Genomic DNA, 15,378 nt, shown 5'->3' on the forward strand with positions numbered 1-15,378 from the left:
GCAGTCATTGATGAGAGGAAGTGGCCATTGAGCACACTGATCGTTTTATTACCACCGCGTGATCCCGCGGTGCGCTCGGAAGAGTGGCATCTGCCGGATATGCCGTTTCTGCTGCTCGACAAGCGCGGCGAGCCGCAACGCATCGGCCGTTCGGCGCTCGGACTCCTGCCGCGTGCGAGCGCGACGGTGCTGATCGTCGCGGCGCGCGATACGCTGCTGCTCGCCGCTTCCTTGCCACCGCTCAAGGGTCCGCGCTTGCGGCAGGCGCTGCCGAACGTCGTCGAGGATCAGCTGATTCAGGATCCGCAGACGTGCCATATCGCGGTCGATCCGGTCGCACTCGCCGATGGCAAGCGCGTGGTCGCCGTGATCGATCGCGGCTGGTTCCGCTTCGTGCTGGGCGCGTTTTCGGGCGCGGGGCATCGCAATGTGAAGGCCGTGCCCGCGATGCGTTGCCTCCCGGCTCCGGTTTCGGCGCCCATCGAGGAAGGCAAGGAAGCCGAGGAAACGGAAGCGCCGCCGACGCCGTTCATCGCGGGTCTGCTCGGTCAGGTCGTATCGACCGCGCCCGCGCTGATCGGCGAGCTCGCCGCGCCGTCGCCCGCCACATTCGGCGCGCCGCGCATCGAAATCGCGATCGCACGCGGTGAGCGCGCGGCGCTTGGGGAAGGCCTCGCGCTGCCCGCCGACTCGATTCCCGCGACGCTCGCGGCGCTCGCGGGCGATCATCCCGCGACGCTCTATTCGCTCTCCGATCTTCCCCGCGACGAGCCGCGTCTGTCGGGTTCGCGCAATGCCGCGGCAGCGGTCGCCGGCGCGCTGCCGCTCACGTTCGAGGCGCTCGCGCGCAACGCCGTCGCGAGCCGCTTCGACCTGTGCCAGTTCGAATTCGCCGCGCAGCCGTGGCGCCTCGACCGCGCGACGATGCGTCGTCTGCGCGTGCCGATCGCGCTCGTGGCGGCGTCGATCGTCGTGTCGATCATCGGCGTCAACGTGCAGTGGCTGCAACTCTCGCGTCAGCGCGATGCGATCAGCGCGCAGGAAACCGAACTGCTGCTCAACGCGTTTCCGAAGACGACCGTCGTGCTCGACGCGCCCGATCAGATGTCGCGCAATCTCGACCGGCTGCGGGTGGCGTCGGGCGAACTGTCGCCGTCGGACTTTCTATCGCTCGCGGACGGGCTCGCGCGCTCGCTCGGTCCCGTGCCGGTGAACGGCGTCGCGGGGCTCGACTATCGCGACCGTCGTCTGGAAGTGACCTTCAAGCCGGAAACGAAGGTCGATCCCGACCTCACGAAGCGCCTCGCGGCGAACGGCCTGAACGGTTCGATCGATAGCAACACCGGCAAATGGACGATCAGGAGCGGCCAATGAAAGCGGAAATCGCACGTTCACTGTCGGAATTCTGGGAAGTGCGCACGCCGCGCGAGAAGACGCTGCTGATGTGGGGCGGCCTCGCGCTCGGGCTCGTGCTCGTGTATCTCGTGCTGTGGGCGCCTGCCTACGAAGGCCGCGCGCGCTTGCGCGAAAGTCTGCCCGCGATGCAACGCCAGCTCGCGACGATGACCGCGCAGGCCAACGACGCGCGCTCGCTCGCGCCTGCCGCCGAGGGCGTGATGCCGACGGGCGGCGCGTTGCGCGACGCGCTCTCGAAGTCGCTCGCCGACAACGGCATGCAGCCGACGCAGGTTCAGGTGATCGGTGCGGCGGTTCAGATCCAGTTGAAGAACGCGTCGTTCCCGAACTGGACGATGTGGCTCGACGACGCGCGCAAGCAGTTCAAGGTGCAGGTGTCGGAGGCGCACGTCACGGCGCTGAAGCCCGATGGCCAAGTGGATCTGACCGCGTCGCTGCAACCGGCCGGCGCGAAATGAGCTACTGGACGCGACGTTTCCGGCTCGCATTGCCGGCGCTTTTCGTGATGGTGATATCGGTCGCCGGCACGCTGCTCACGATGATGCCCGCCGCGTGGATCGTGCCGCAGTTCTCGAAAGCGACTGGCGGCCACGTGAATCTGGTCGATCCGGCGGGATCGCTGTGGAGCGGCTCGGCCACGCTGATGCTCGCCGCTGGCACCGATGGCGCCGGCGCGACGCTGCTGCCGGGGCGCATCGAATGGACGACGGCCTTCCTGCCGCTCTTTACCGGCCGCGTGCACATGACGATGCGTCAGACCGACGCGATGCCCGATGCCGTGACCGTCGACGCCACCACGCGCGGCGCGACTGTCACGTCGGGCCAGATCGCCGTGCCCGCGACGCTGCTCGCGGGGCTGGGCGCGCCGTTCAACACGCTGGACTTCGATGGCAGCGTGCGGCTTTCGTGGACGGAATTCCGCCTGCTGAACCGCAACACTTACGGACAGGTGGTCGTCACGCTCGACGATATGGCTTCGCGCGTCTCGCGTGTTAAGCCGCTCGGTTCGTATCGCGTCGCGCTGCAGGCGCAGGGCGCATCCGCGACGATCGATCTTTCGACGAGCAAAGGGCCGCTCATGCTGACCGGCAACGGCGCGATCTCGCAGGAATCGACTTCGTTTCAGGGCACCGCGACGGCCGCGCCGGATCAGCGTGAAAACCTCGCAGGTCTGCTGAACCTGCTCGGCCGCCATACCGATCCGGACACGGTCGCGCTGACCTTCATGCGCTAAGAATCAGCGATTGGCGGTTTGCGTCGCGCTCGCAGCGGACGCAGCCGCGGCGGGCGCTTCGACGCCGCCCGTCTCGCGATCCATCTGCGCGACATCCCAGCCGCCGCCGAGCGCCTTCACCAGTCCCACCGACGACACCATCCGCTGCCCCGCGATATTCGCGAGCTTCTGCTGCGCGGTGAACGCGGTGGTCTGCGCGGTCAGCACGCTGATGAATGCGACCGTTCCCGCCTTGTATTGATTGTTGATGATCGCGAGCGCCTGCTGCGCCGACTCGACGGCCTGCTGCTGCACGACGATTTCCTTTTCCAGAATGCGCAGCGACGCGAGATTGTCTTCGACGTCCTGAAACGCGGTCAGCACCGTCTGCCGATAGGTCGCGACGTTCTGATCGTAGGCGGCGCGCGCGGCTTCGGTGCGCGCGGAACGCAGGCCGCCGTCGAAAATGGTCGCGGCGATGTCCGGTCCGAGCGTCCAGAAACGCGACGGCGCGCGCAGCAATTGCGACAGCACCGAGCTTTCGAAGCCGCCTTGCGCGGAGAGCGTGACCGTCGGGAAATAGGCGGCCATCTCGATGCCGATCTGCTCGTTCGCCGCGGCCGCCTTGCGCTCCGCCGACGCGATATCCGGCCGACGCTCGAGAATCGCGGACGGCATCTGCACGGGCACGGTGGGCGGCGTTGCGTCGAGCGGAATCGGCGGAACGGAGAAGGTCGAAGCCGGCTCACCGACGAGCACCGCGATCGCATGCTCGAACTGTGCGCGCGCGACGCCGTTATCGATGGCGGATGCCTGCGCGGATTGCAGTTGCGTCTGCGCCTGAATCACGTCGGAACGCGCGACGATGCCCTGCGCGTACTGATTCTGCGTGAGCTTGAGCGATTGCTCGTAGGCAGCGACGGTTTCGTCGAGCAGCTTCTGCTGCGCGTCGAGCGAGCGCAACTGGAAATAGCTTTGCGCGAGCGTGGCCTGCGCGGACAGCCGCGCGTTGGCGAGATCGGCGGCGGCGCCCTGTTGACCCGCTTTCTGTGCGGTGACGGTGCGTGACACGCTGCCCCACAGGTCCGGTTCCCAGGATGCATCGAGCGACAGGCTGAACTGGTTGTTCACCGAGCCTTGCTGGCCGAAGCTGGAACTGTTGGTCGACCGGTTGCCCGCGCCGGTTCCGGAGCGCGCAGCCGATGCCGCCGCGCCGATCGTCGGGAAATACGCCGCGCGTGCTTCGCTGACGAGCGCCCGCGCTTGCCGGTACGCGGCCGCGAACTGCGCGATGCTCTGATTCGATTGATTCAGGCGCGTTTCGAGCTCGTTGAGGCGCTCGTCGTTGTAGACGGTCCACCAGGTGCCGCGATCGGTCTGATCGGCGGGCTGCGCGACTTTCCAGCCTTCGGGCGCTTCCTTGTAGCTGGCCGGGACCGTCGTCGTGGGGCGCTGATAATCGGGGCCGACCGCGCAACCGGCGATGAACATCGCAAGCGCGGCGGCGAGCGCCGTGGCGGTCAGCGGGCGCGTGACGGTGAAAGCGGGAAAGGCGGGGCGATGCGGCATCTGCTTGTCGGGATTCCTGTCGGCGCCGCGCAGTCCGAAGCGACGGACGCGGCAAGCCGAAATGGTAACGGAACGCGACGGGCGCTTGTCATGCGCGCTCGTCAGGCAGACGTTAGCGTAACGGGTTCGCCGTAAGGCGGGTGTTACGCCGCAGCAGGAATCGGTTACGACGCGTTACGGGGGCGTCACGCGCCGCCGGCGCCGCCGCCGTGGCAGGGCGCGGCGAGCAGAGGCCGCGAGGGCGGCTTCTTCGGTGCGGAAGCTGCCGTCTTGCGCCGGTTCCGATTCTCGAACCATCCCATGCCCAGCACCACGAACGAACCGCCCGGCAGCAGGAACACGATCAGATACAACGCAAGTTTCCACGAACTCAGCTTCGGCGGGACGAAGTGACGGGAAGCGTTGGCGATCAGGCTGCTGATGGGGCCGAAGCGTCGGCGAGCGGTGCGAACAAAGCGGGTCATTGGAAGGTCCTTCGGGCGTCGCAAACGACGGCAGGCGGTCAGAACATGGTCTCGGGCGGCGCATCGAAGCGCATAACTCGTTGCATAGAATAATATTGACTGTGCAACTACTTTTCAAGATACTGCTGATTGCTTTTTCGGTATTGTTGCCTTATCGAGACGCGACGTGGTGTCGCACTTCCGCATCAGCCGTTTGACCGATGTCGCATGAACAGCGAACCGCTTTACGATCCAGCCACGATTCAACTCGAAACGAGCCTCGGCTATTACCTCGCCAAGGCGCGTAACGTGCTCGTCATGCGCACCGATCAGGCGCTGAAGCCGCTCGACCTCACGTCGCCGCAAATCGGCGTGATGCTGCTGCTGGCGTCCGGGCGCGCACGCACGCCGCTTGAGTTGTCGCGGGAAATGTCTTACGACAGCGGCTCGATGACGCGTATGCTCGACAGGCTCGAAAAGAAGGGCTTCGTGAGCCGTGCGCGCAGCGAGGCGGACCGACGAATCGTCGAGCTCAGTCTGACGGAGCGCGGACGCGACGCGGCCGGGCGTTTGCCTGTCATCGGCGCGGCGGTGCTCAACGAGCAGTTGCGCGGTTTCAGCCGCGCGGAGTTGGATCTATTGATCGCGATGCTCGCGCGCATCATCGGCAATACGCCGGCGGGAGATTGCGCGCCATGTTCGTTCGATGAAGCATTACCCTGAATAATCCGACGAAAACGGTGTTTTCTTGCACGGATTTCACTGTCTGGGCAGAGAATGCCGCGACAAGAAATAGTTTGCGTGCAATGCGCGCTTTGGGCGCCGTTCACGCGCCGGAGAACCAACGATGTCCTCATCCGCGACCAGCACGCCCGCCGCGCCGCCCGCGCCCATGCCGCTCAAAGGCGGCATCCTCGCCCTGTTGACGCTGGGCCTCGCGCTCGGCACCTTCATGGAAGTGCTCGACACGTCGATCGCGAACGTCGCGGTGCCGACCATCTCCGGGAATCTCGGCGTGGCGACGAGCGAAGGCACGTGGGTGATCTCGTCGTATTCCGTCGCGTCCGCGATTGCGGTGCCGCTGACCGGCTGGCTCGCGCGGCGCGTGGGCGAGGTGAAGCTGTTCACCATTTCCGTGCTGCTGTTTTCGATCGCGTCGGCACTCTGCGGCCTCGCGCACAACTTCGAATCGCTGATCGCGTTCCGGCTGCTGCAAGGTCTCGTCTCCGGCCCGATGGTCCCGCTGTCGCAAACCATCCTCATGCGCAGCTATCCGCCGGAGAAGCGCGGCCTCGCGCTCGGTCTCTGGGCGATGACCGTGATCGTCGCGCCGATCTTCGGCCCGGTGATGGGCGGTTACATCACCGATAACTACACCTGGCCGTGGATTTTCTATATCAACGTGCCGATCGGCGTGTTTTCGGCGGCCATCGCGTACTTCCTGTTGCGCGGCCACGAGACCAAGACGACGCAGCAGCGCATCGACGGCGTCGGGCTCGCGCTGCTCGTGATCGGCGTCGCGAGCCTGCAGATGATGCTCGACCTCGGCAAGGACCGCGACTGGTTCAGTTCCAGCTTCATCGTGACGCTGGCGATCGTGTCGGCGGTGTCGCTCGCCTTCATGTTCGCGTGGGAGCTGACCGAGAAGGAGCCGGTCATCGACCTTTCGCTGTTCCGCGACCGCAATTTCGCGATGGGCGTGCTCATCACGTCGCTCGGCTTTCTTGCTTTCTTCGGCTCGGTCGTGGTGTTGCCGCTGTGGCTGCAAACGGTGCTCGGCTACACGCCGTGGCTCGCGGGCCTCGCCACCGCGCCGGTCGGCATTCTCGCGCTGGTGCTGTCGCCGATGATCGGGCAGAACATGCATCGGATGAATCTGCGCGTGGTCGCGAGTTTCGCGTTTCTCACGTTTGCGTTCGTGTCGCACTGGAACTCGACCTTCACGCTCGACACGCCGTTCCATCAGATCATCTATCCGCGACTGATTCAGGGCATCGGCGTCGCGTGCTTTTTCGTGCCGATGACGACGATCACGCTGTCCAGCGTCTCCGACGAACGGCTAGCGGGAGCGGCGGGTTTGTCGAACTTCCTGCGGACCTTGTCGGGCGCGATCGGCACGGCGGTCAGCACGACCTTCTGGGAAAACGACATGATCCGCCATCACGCGCGGCTCACCGAGTCGGTCACGCCGTATTCGGCGGGCACGACGGCATACTCGGATCTGCTTTCGGGACTCGGATTGTCGGGGCAGGCGCTGACGGCGCAACTGGATCGCGTCGTGTCGGCGCAGGCGTACATGATGTCGACCAACGACTTTTTCCGCATCTCGTTTTATGCGTTTCTGGTGCTGGCCGCGATGGTCTGGCTGACGCGGCCGAAGAAGGGCGCGTCAGCCTCGATGGGACACTAGATTACTGAGGCGTGAGCGGCGTCGCCGACTGGCCCGGCTCGTCCAGCGGGATGACCTGCACGCCGCCGGGCGCGGCGGGCGGCATTGCGCCGGCCTGCGGCGTCGCCGATTTCCGCAGCCCCGGACCGTTTCGGATGAACTGCTTGAAGTCGGCGCCCGCTTCCCACGGATTCGGCTGACAGCCGAGCGGATTGTCGCAATGCGCGGCGAAACCGATGGTCGCGGTGCCCTCGTTGGTCGGCGTCTTGGTGATTTGATACGCGAGCGCGCGCTTGCCGCTCGACGGTCCGGCGGTCTGAATGATCGAATCCGTCACGGTCTGCAGCTTGTACTCCGAATGATTCGTGACCCAGACTTGCGCGCGCGCCCACCACGCGTCGCATTCGGCCTTGCTCATGCAAGTGAGCGGTTGGGTGGCCTGTTCCATGACGGTGCTGCTGACCTGATCCTGCACCGCGCAGCCGCCCAGGAGCGCGAGCGACGTCGCCCCCAGCGCGAGCGCGCCGAAGAACTTCTTTTTCATTGCTCCCTCGATCGTCGAAAAGTCGGCCATATTTTGCCCCGCCAAACCCGATGACGTTGTGACGCGTTTCCCTCTGTTGCATAAGCCGGTAAGCATTGCCAGCGGCCAAAGGCGACTGTCCGGAAAAACCTGCCAGATGCAGCAAAAGCGATCACGCGCTCGCGGGGTTCAGCGTGTAGACCTGATATGCCGCGATGAATGCATCGAAAGATTCGGTGTCGCTGCTTTCCACCACGGTCTGTTCCACCAGGGATTTCGCTGCCAGCTCTTCCATCGCTCGTTCTTCATCGACGGACAGCGGGCGCGCGCGAAAACCTTCCGCATGACGCGCGCTGAGTTCGAGCGCGAACTCGTCGAAGGTCTGCTGCTTGTCGCGCATCGTCTGCAGCACGCGGGCGGACGGCGTGAGCGATGCATCGGCGATACGCGGCCGCAGCGCCACGAGCGCGCGCGTGTGCTCGTCATTGCCGTTGAGCGCGTCGAGCGTCTTCGCGACGGGTTCGATCGCATCGAACAGTTCTTCGGCCCATTGCTGCATCGGCACGTTCACGCCGTCGCGTTGTAGCGTGAGGCCAGGCTTGCGTCCTTCCTTCGCCACCGTGCTGAAATTGCCGTTCGCCTCGATGTTCGCGTCGAACGGCAGCAACGGGCTGTCCTCCAGCGCGCAGTAGAGGAGATAGGCGTCGAGAAAGCGCGCGGTTTCGAGCGAGATGCCGGTCGGCACGAACGGATCGATATCGAGGCAACGTACTTCGATGTACTGCACGCCGCGCTCCGCCAACGCGTGCAGCGGACGCTCTCCCGAGTGCGCGACGCGTTTCGGGCGGATCGTCGAGTAGAACTCGTTTTCGATCTGCAGGACGTTCGCGTTGATCTGCACCCATTCGCCGTCGCGCCGCGTGCCGATGGCTTCATACGGCGCATACGGCTGACTCACGGCTTTGGCGAGCACGTCGAGATAGGCGTCGAGGTTGTCGTAGCTCGGCAGCAGATCCGCCTGCGCGGGATTGTTCGCGTAGCCGAGATCGCTCATGCGCAGGCTGGTCGCGTGCGGCAGATGGAACGTGTCGGCATCGAATTGTTCGAGATGATGCGTCTTGCCTTCGACGAAGCGCTTGTTCAGCGCCGGCGACGCGCCGAACAGATACATCAACAGCCAGTTCGTGCGGCGGAAGTTGCGGATCAGCGCGAAATAGCGTTCGGACTGAAAATCTTTCGCGGACAGCGTGCTCGTCTTGTCGAGCGCCTGCCACGCGCGCCAGACATTTTCGTTGAGCGAATAGTTGTAGTGAATGCCCGCGATGCATTGCATCGTGCGGCCATAGCGCAGCGCGAGCCCGCGCCGGTAGACGGTCTTCAGCCTGCCGATATTCGACGTCCCGTAGTAGCCGAACGGAATCTCGTCCTCGGGCGGCAGCGAGTTCGGCATCGAGTCGTTCCACAGCAGCTCCTCGCCCATATGCGCGTAGGCGAATCGATGCAGCGCGTCGAGGCGATCGAGCGTGATCGAGATATCGGATTCGGCGGGCGTGATGAGCTCGACCAGTGCTTCAGAGTAATCGGTCGTGATGAGCGGATGCGTCAGCGCCGAGCCGAACGCACGCGGATGCGGCGTCATCGCGAGCTTGCCTTGCGGCGTCACGCGCAGGCTCTCCTTCTCGATGCCGCGCAAGCCTTGGCGCAACGCATCGGCATGCGGGCCGGACGCGAGCGCGGCAAGCCTGCGCTCGTAAGCGCCGGCCTTGGAGTGAGCGGAATTCTTGTTTGTCATTGAAGCAATCTGCGAGGAGCGCGAGCGCGAGCGGCATTCGCCCGGTCGTATTTTTAGGGTAGCGGGCACTTTAACATCTCGGTGTCAGGCGTGCTTGAACCCAGACCAGGCAAGGGATTGCGGGGTTTTCGGGCGTTTCGCGGGGTGCGTTCCGGAGCCGGTTCGCGAGGGAAATCGAAGCGCTCGCGCGTCATGTCGACGGCGAGCGCCCGTGCTTCATGCAACCTTGTTGGTTTGGTTGCGCGTGCGCTCGGTTTCGAGCAACGCTTCCTTGCGCGGCTTGCCCCAGCGATAGCCCGAGATCGCCCCGTCCTTGCCGATCACGCGATGGCACGGAATCGCGAGCGCCACCGGATTCGATCCGCACGCATTCGCCACGGCCCGCACCGCGCGCGGCGAACCGAGCGATTCGGCGATATCGCTGTAACTGCGCGTCTGCCCGTACGGGATGGAGCGCAGCGCGTCCCACACGCGCCGCTGAAACGCGGTCGCGCCGATGTCGAGCGGCAAGTCGAAACGCTCGCGCGTGCCTTGCAGATAAGCGCGAATCTGCGCGATGAACGGCTCCATCTTCGCGGCATCCTCGACGCGTTCGGCCTGCGCAAAGTCGGCGGCGAGTTGCTCGGCGAGCGTATTCGCATCGTCGCCGAAAGCGATCTTGCAGACGCCCTTGTCGGTGGCGGCGACGAGCACCGTGCCGAGCGGCGTCGTGGCGGTCGCGTAACGCACGGTCAGTCCCGCGCCCTTGCGCTTGTAAGCCGACGGCGTCATCCCCAGTTCGGTAGGCACGGCTTCATACATACGCGATGGCGATCCGAAGCCGGCGTCGTGCGTCGCGCGCGTGACGTCGCGGCCGCGCTGCAACGCGTCGCGCAGCACGCCCGCGCGTTGCGCCGCCTGATACTGCCGCGGCGAAATGCCGACAATCCGCGAAAACAGACGCTGCAGATGGAACGGGCTCACGTGCACGGCGTCGCTCAGTTGCGCGAGCGTGACGCGCTGCTGCGGATCGGCGTCGAGCACCTTGCACGCGCGCTCGACGATCGCCAGTTCGCGCGGCAGGCTCGTCGGCTGGCAGCGCTTGCACGCGCGGTATCCGGCCGCTTCGGCTGCGTCTGTGGTCGGGAAGAATTCGACGTTCTCGCGACGCGGCGCACGCGAAGCGCACGACGGCCGGCAAAACACGCCGGTCGTGCGCACGGCGAAGAAGAAGGCGCCGTCGGCGCGCTCGTCCCGATCGACGACCGCTTGCCAGCGGCATTGATCGGACGAAAAGACAGAATCTGCTACGGTTTTCATGACGACCTCGATGGCTCTTGGGTACGGGACCACTGTAGAGCCGCGCAGATGAGGTTACGCGCCGTTTCTTGCTGTGTCATCGGCGGGCGGAATCCGAAAAATGACGCGCAGATACCACAAATGGAAGCTATAGGGGTTTTTACCGAAATTTCTATTGCGTCGCATCAAGTGCCTGTGTATTATTGGAACTGTCTCCTCCATGTCTCCTCCTGATATGGATTCAGCCCGCCAACTAGGCGGGCTTTTTTTCGTCCGGTGCATTTGCGTCAGACGAAAAAAACCGGGCCCTGCAACCCGGTTCTTTACTGGACAACGCCGCCGTCGTTACAGCACGTAGCGCGACAAGTCCTCGTCCTGCGCCACATCGCCGAGCGCGCGGTCCACGTAAGCCGCGTCGATCCGCACCGGCTGGCCCGCATGATTGCCCGCCGCGAACGAGACTTCCTCCAGCAGCTTTTCGATGACGGTATAAAGCCGCCGCGCGCCGATGTTCTCGGTCTTTTCGTTCACCGAGTACGCAATTTCCGCGAGACGCCGGATGCCTTCGTCGGTGAAATCGAGTTCGACGTCTTCGGTTGCGAGCAGCGCCTTGTACTGCTTGACGAGGCTCGCGTCGGTCGAATTCAGGATCGATTCGAAGTCGCCGACGGAGAGCGAATCCAGCTCGACGCGAATCGGGAAACGCCCTTGCAGCTCGGGAATCAGATCGCTCGGCTTGGCCAGATGGAACGCACCGCTCGCGATGAACAGGATGTGATCCGTCTTGATCATCCCGTACTTCGTGTTGATGGTCGTGCCTTCGACGAGCGGCAGCAGGTCGCGCTGCACGCCCGCGCGCGACACCTCGGCGCCGCCCGCCTCGCTGCGCGACGCGATCTTGTCGATTTCGTCGAGAAACACGATACCGTTCTGCTCGACGTTCTGCACCGCCTTGCTCTTGACCTCTTCGTCGTTGAGCATCTTGCCGGCTTCTTCATCGGTGAGGAGCTTGAGCGCTTCCTTCACCTTCACCTTGCGCCGCGTCTTCTTGCCGCCGCCGATGTTCGCGAACATCGAGCGGATCTGCTCGGTCATGTCTTCCATGCCCGGCGGCCCCATGATGTCCATGCCGACTTGCGGCATTTCCACATCGAGCTCGATTTCCTTGTCGTCGAGCGCGCCTTCGCGCAGGCGCTTGCGGAAAGTCTGACGCGTGGCGTTGTCGCCCTCGCTGCTCGACGACTCGGCCGCGCCGAAGCCGACCGGGCGCGCGCTCGGCAAGAGAATGTCGAGAATGCGGTCCTCGGCGCGATCTTCCGCCTTGGTGCGCACCTTCTTCATCTCGGATTCACGCGTCTGCTTGACGGAAATCTCGATCAGATCGCGCACGATGCTGTCCACATCGCGCCCGACGTAGCCCACCTCGGTGAACTTGGTCGCTTCGATCTTGATGAACGGCGCGTCCGCGAGCTTCGCGAGACGGCGCGCGATCTCGGTCTTGCCGACGCCCGTCGGCCCGATCATCAGGATGTTCTTCGGCGTGATTTCCTGGCGCAGCGGCTCGGCGACCTGCTGGCGGCGCCAGCGGTTGCGCAACGCGACGGCAACCGCCTTCTTCGCGCGTCCTTGGCCGATGATGTGCTTGTCGAGTTCGGAGACGATTTCGGAGGGAGTCATGGTGGTCATCGCTTGGGTCCTTTATTCGATCGTCTCGATGACGCGGTTGTGGTTGGTGTAGATGCACATGTCGCCGGCGATGGTGAGCGCCTTCTCGACGATCTCGCGCGGCGCGAGATCCGTATTCTCGATCAGCGCCTGCGCCGCGGCTTGCGCGTAGGCGCCGCCCGAGCCGATCGCGGCGATGCCGTGTTCGGGATCGAGCACGTCGCCGTTGCCGGTGATGACGAGCGTCGTGTCCTTGTCGGCCGTGATCAGCATCGCTTCGAGCCGGCGCAGCATGCGGTCGGTGCGCCAGTCCTTCGCCAGTTCGACGGCGGCGCGCGTCAGATTGCCCTGATGTTTCTCGAGCTTCGCTTCGAATCGATCGAGCAGCGAGAACGCGTCGGCGGTGCCGCCGGCGAAGCCGACCAGCACCTTGCCGCCATAGATGCGGCGCACTTTCTTCGCGCCCCCTTTCATGACGATGTTGCCGAGCGTCACCTGACCATCGCCGCCCAGCGCGACCTTGCCGTCGCGGCGCACGGAGACGATGGTCGTGCCGTGAAATTGTTCCATGTGCGTTCCTTGTGAAAACCAGAGGGACGCGGGGCGGTTTCGTCGTCGAGCGACCGGCCGCCACGCAGTCGAGAATTCGATGGAGTGCACGGCGCGGGGTTCCGTCCAGGCTCGAGGCCTCGGGCGGACGGCGCCGCGCACGCGCCCGTCGCGATGATGCTTTTGCGGGGCGCGTCGAAAGCATTTTAGGGCGGCGCGAGATTTATCAAGACGTACGGTGCCGGCGCTCGCCGTTTTTACCTGTCGGAAAGCAAAAAAGGCACCCGTTCGATGGGTGCCCTTTTCCTGATGCGAATGCTTGTGTGCAGCTTTTTGCGGCGGCGTCTTCCCCGTGGCGGGCCGGTCCCGCGACGCTCGCCTGCCAACGGCGATTTCAGTCGCCGAAAAGCTTCTGGCGCAGTTCGCGGCGTTCCTGAGCTTCGAGCGAGAGGGTGGCCGTCGGACGCGCGAGCAGGCGCGGAATGCCGATCGGTTCGCCGGTCTCTTCGCACCAGCCGTAATCGCCCGAATCGATGCGCGCGAGCGACTGCTGCACCTTTTTCAGGAGCTTGCGTTCGCGATCACGCGTGCGCAGTTCCAGTGCATGTTCTTCCTCGATGGTCGCGCGATCCGCCGGGTCCGGCACGATCACCGTTTCCCGCAGATTTTCGGTCGTTTGGCCGGCATTCTTCAGAATGTCCGCTTGCAACTGCTCGAGCCGGTTCTTGAAGAAGGCGAGTTGATCCTCGTTCATGTAGTCCTTCTCGCTCATCTTCAGGATTTCGGCTTCGGTCAAGAGTTTCGTTGTCATCTGCTTGCTTCTTCAATGTAAGGCGATGTCTTCGCAACGCCCGCACTTGCGTTGCCCGCATGCAGCGCATCAGTGCGCTTGGGCTGCGCGATGCGCCGATGCGGGGCCGAACTCCTCTGGAAACCGATCTTGGATGATGCTCCGGATGACCGGGCGCATTCGCATGGCCCGGGATTTCCGGCCCCGGTGCTTTGTCTTGATTTGCCTTCCCCCGGCAAATCGAGGCATCGTCCCGACGGGACATCCCTTCTCCTGACTTCCGCCGAGCGAGCGTCTGATCGACACACATCCGGCGAGACTGCCCTTCTCCAGTGGGGCTGTATTGTAACTGAACCGCAAATTCCGACGATAACGAGGAAAACCCTGTCAATTCGCGACGGAATTTCAAAAATATAACGCCTGGACGTGCAAAAAGCGATGTCGGTTCGTGGCCGCGATTACATACGCGCATCGAAAGTCAATCGTGAAAAACGCCGCACGCGAGGCATTCGCGTGCGGCGTTTTAATCTGATGCCCGTTCTCGCCCCGCGTGAATGGCACGATCCAAGCGAGATACGTGCCGGATTACTTCACGAGACAGGCGTCGAGACCGTCGGTGATCAGATCCTGCGGCAGCTCGATGCCGATGAACACCATCTTGCTGTTCTTCTTTTCGATCGGCATCCACTTGCCGGCGAGGTCGCTGCCCATCATCTGATGCACGCCCTGGAACACGACCTTGCGATCGACGCCCTTCATGTACAGCACGCCCTTGTAGCGCAGCAAACGCTCGCCATAAATCTGCAGAATGCCGCCGAGGAAGTCTTCGAGGCGGTTCGGATCGAACGGCTTGTCGCTGCGATACACGAACGACTTGATCTTGTCATCGTGGTGCGCGTGATGGTGATGATGATGCCCGTGCTCGTGATCGTGGCTGTGATCGTGGCCGCAGGTCGAATGATCGTGATCGTCGTCATGCGCGTGGTCGTGCGCGTGATCGTGATCGTGATCGTCTTCCGCGAGGAAGTCCGGATCGATTTCGAGCTTCGAGTTCAGATTGAAGCCGCGCAGGTCGAAGATTTCCTTGATGTCGGCATCGCCGAAATTCACGACCTTGATCGCCGCGCGCGGGTTCATGTGCACCAGGCGATGCTTCAGCGCGTCGAGCTCGTCTGCCGACACGAGATCGGACTTCGTGACGAACAGGCGATCCGCGAAACCGACCTGACGCTGCACCACTTCGTGCTGATCGAGCTGCGAATTCGCGTGCTTCGCGTCGACAAGCGTGATGATCGCGTCGAGCAGGAATTCGTCGGCGACGGTGTTGTCCATGAAGAACGTCTGCGCGACCGGACCCGGATTCGCGAGGCCGGTGGTCTCGATCACGACGCGGTCGAAATCGAGCGTGCCCGCCTTCTTGCGGTTGGCGAGATCTTCGAGCGCGCGCGCCAGATCGCCGCGAATCGTGCAGCAGATGCAGCCGTTGCTCATCTGGATGATCTGCTCGTTCGTTTCCTGCACGAGAATTTCGTTGTCGATGTTCTCTTCGCCGAATTCGTTCTCGATCACGGCGATCTTCATGCCGTGCTTCTCGTTCAGGATGCGTTTGAGCAGCGTGGTTTTGCCGCTGCCCAGAAAGCCGGTCAGGATGGTTACGGGGATCATGGTGTCGCCTGTGTCCTTGTCTGTAATACGTAGATCGCACTGAATCGGCTATTGAAACATATTTGTCAAGCCGATGCTTCCGTGCT

Annotated in this window: 14 protein-coding genes; 5 read left to right on the plus strand and 9 right to left on the minus strand. The window is 63.8% G+C overall.

Features of this window, described 5'->3' with window-relative positions; genetic code table 11:
- Positions 1-27 precede the first annotated feature (27 nt).
- From gspL to QCE73_RS14590, 3 genes are read left to right on the plus strand one after another with little or no spacing between them, the layout of a single operon-like run.
- Entirely contained in the window at positions 28-1,374 is a 1,347-nt protein-coding gene (gspL, locus tag QCE73_RS14580) for a type II secretion system protein GspL (protein WP_309881797.1), read from the plus strand.
- Positions 1,371-1,874, plus strand: coding sequence for a type II secretion system protein GspM (gspM, locus tag QCE73_RS14585; RefSeq protein ID WP_035499560.1), 504 nt, complete (start codon positions 1,371-1,373; stop codon positions 1,872-1,874). The genes gspL and gspM overlap by 4 nt, the downstream gene beginning before the upstream one ends.
- Complete coding sequence (locus tag QCE73_RS14590) at positions 1,871-2,650, plus strand: type II secretion system protein N (protein ID WP_035499428.1); 780 nt, start codon at positions 1,871-1,873, stop codon at positions 2,648-2,650. The genes gspM and QCE73_RS14590 overlap by 4 nt, the downstream gene beginning before the upstream one ends.
- Positions 2,651-2,653: 3 nt before the next feature.
- Here the strand turns inward: QCE73_RS14590 and QCE73_RS14595 are convergent, their stop codons facing one another.
- Together QCE73_RS14595 and QCE73_RS14600 are read right to left on the minus strand one after the other, a co-directional pair.
- Complete coding sequence (locus QCE73_RS14595; RefSeq protein WP_238209390.1) at positions 2,654-4,198, minus strand: efflux transporter outer membrane subunit; 1,545 nt, start codon at positions 4,196-4,198, stop codon at positions 2,654-2,656.
- Positions 4,199-4,383: 185 nt separating this feature from the next.
- Positions 4,384-4,662, minus strand: a complete 279-nt coding sequence (locus tag QCE73_RS14600) for a hypothetical protein (protein ID WP_035499432.1) — start codon at positions 4,660-4,662, stop codon at positions 4,384-4,386.
- A 207-nt stretch (positions 4,663-4,869) separates the two neighbouring features.
- Here QCE73_RS14600 and QCE73_RS14605 point away from each other — a divergent pair, with 207 nt between their 5' ends.
- Positions 4,870-5,364: a MarR family winged helix-turn-helix transcriptional regulator gene (locus QCE73_RS14605; RefSeq protein ID WP_035499435.1), complete on the plus strand. Its 495-nt coding sequence runs from the start codon at positions 4,870-4,872 to the stop codon at positions 5,362-5,364.
- 124 nt (positions 5,365-5,488) lie between these two features.
- The gene (locus QCE73_RS14610) at positions 5,489-7,051 is read left to right on the plus strand and encodes a DHA2 family efflux MFS transporter permease subunit (protein WP_309881798.1); all 1,563 of its coding nucleotides are present in this window, start codon (positions 5,489-5,491) and stop codon (positions 7,049-7,051) included.
- A 1-nt stretch (position 7,052) separates the two neighbouring features.
- Here the strand turns inward: QCE73_RS14610 and QCE73_RS14615 are convergent, their stop codons facing one another.
- From QCE73_RS14615 to QCE73_RS14645, 7 genes are all read right to left on the minus strand, one after another.
- Positions 7,053-7,574 carry a hypothetical protein gene (locus tag QCE73_RS14615; protein WP_187608125.1) on the minus strand — a complete coding sequence of 174 codons (522 nt, stop codon included), beginning with the start codon at positions 7,572-7,574 and terminating at the stop codon, positions 7,053-7,055.
- 151 nt (positions 7,575-7,725) lie between these two features.
- Positions 7,726-9,345, minus strand: a complete 1,620-nt coding sequence (gene gshA / locus QCE73_RS14620; protein ID WP_309881799.1) for a glutamate--cysteine ligase — start codon at positions 9,343-9,345, stop codon at positions 7,726-7,728.
- 216 nt (positions 9,346-9,561) lie between these two features.
- Complete coding sequence (ada, locus tag QCE73_RS14625; protein ID WP_309881801.1) at positions 9,562-10,644, minus strand: bifunctional DNA-binding transcriptional regulator/O6-methylguanine-DNA methyltransferase Ada; 1,083 nt, start codon at positions 10,642-10,644, stop codon at positions 9,562-9,564.
- Positions 10,645-10,968: 324 nt separating this feature from the next.
- A complete protein-coding gene (gene hslU, locus QCE73_RS14630) occupies positions 10,969-12,309 on the minus strand; it encodes an ATP-dependent protease ATPase subunit HslU (RefSeq protein WP_187608128.1) in 1,341 nt (446 codons plus the stop codon).
- Between the two features lie 12 nt (positions 12,310-12,321).
- Positions 12,322-12,858: an ATP-dependent protease subunit HslV gene (gene hslV, locus QCE73_RS14635; protein ID WP_035499446.1), complete on the minus strand. Its 537-nt coding sequence runs from the start codon at positions 12,856-12,858 to the stop codon at positions 12,322-12,324.
- A 373-nt stretch (positions 12,859-13,231) separates the two neighbouring features.
- Positions 13,232-13,648, minus strand: a complete 417-nt coding sequence (gene dksA, locus QCE73_RS14640) for an RNA polymerase-binding protein DksA (protein WP_035499449.1) — start codon at positions 13,646-13,648, stop codon at positions 13,232-13,234.
- Positions 13,649-14,212: 564 nt separating this feature from the next.
- Entirely contained in the window at positions 14,213-15,292 is a 1,080-nt protein-coding gene (locus tag QCE73_RS14645) for a GTP-binding protein (protein WP_309881804.1), read from the minus strand.
- Positions 15,293-15,378 lie beyond the last annotated feature (86 nt).

It is taken from the genome of Caballeronia sp. LZ029 (genome assembly GCF_031451275.1).
In the GTDB taxonomy this organism is placed as follows: domain Bacteria; phylum Pseudomonadota; class Gammaproteobacteria; order Burkholderiales; family Burkholderiaceae; genus Caballeronia; species Caballeronia jiangsuensis.

Bases quoted from the DNA above. Each gene is read 5' to 3' on its own strand.
- QCE73_RS14615 (WP_187608125.1), bottom strand. From the start codon at position 7,574: ATGAAAAAGAAGTTCTTCGGCGCGCTCGCGCTGGGGGCGACGTCGCTC.
- dksA (WP_035499449.1), bottom strand. From the start codon at position 13,648: ATGACAACGAAACTCTTGACCGAAGCCGAAATCCTGAAGATGAGCGAG.
- QCE73_RS14590 (WP_035499428.1), top strand. From the start codon at position 1,871: ATGAGCTACTGGACGCGACGTTTCCGGCTCGCATTGCCGGCGCTTTTC.
- ada (WP_309881801.1), bottom strand. From the start codon at position 10,644: ATGAAAACCGTAGCAGATTCTGTCTTTTCGTCCGATCAATGCCGCTGG.
- gspM (WP_035499560.1), top strand. From the start codon at position 1,371: ATGAAAGCGGAAATCGCACGTTCACTGTCGGAATTCTGGGAAGTGCGC.
- hslV (WP_035499446.1), bottom strand. From the start codon at position 12,858: ATGGAACAATTTCACGGCACGACCATCGTCTCCGTGCGCCGCGACGGC.
- QCE73_RS14605 (WP_035499435.1), top strand. From the start codon at position 4,870: ATGAACAGCGAACCGCTTTACGATCCAGCCACGATTCAACTCGAAACG.
- QCE73_RS14600 (WP_035499432.1), bottom strand. From the start codon at position 4,662: ATGACCCGCTTTGTTCGCACCGCTCGCCGACGCTTCGGCCCCATCAGC.
- QCE73_RS14645 (WP_309881804.1), bottom strand. From the start codon at position 15,292: ATGATCCCCGTAACCATCCTGACCGGCTTTCTGGGCAGCGGCAAAACC.
- hslU (WP_187608128.1), bottom strand. From the start codon at position 12,309: ATGACCACCATGACTCCCTCCGAAATCGTCTCCGAACTCGACAAGCAC.
- QCE73_RS14595 (WP_238209390.1), bottom strand. From the start codon at position 4,198: ATGCCGCATCGCCCCGCCTTTCCCGCTTTCACCGTCACGCGCCCGCTG.
- QCE73_RS14610 (WP_309881798.1), top strand. From the start codon at position 5,489: ATGTCCTCATCCGCGACCAGCACGCCCGCCGCGCCGCCCGCGCCCATG.
- gshA (WP_309881799.1), bottom strand. From the start codon at position 9,345: ATGACAAACAAGAATTCCGCTCACTCCAAGGCCGGCGCTTACGAGCGC.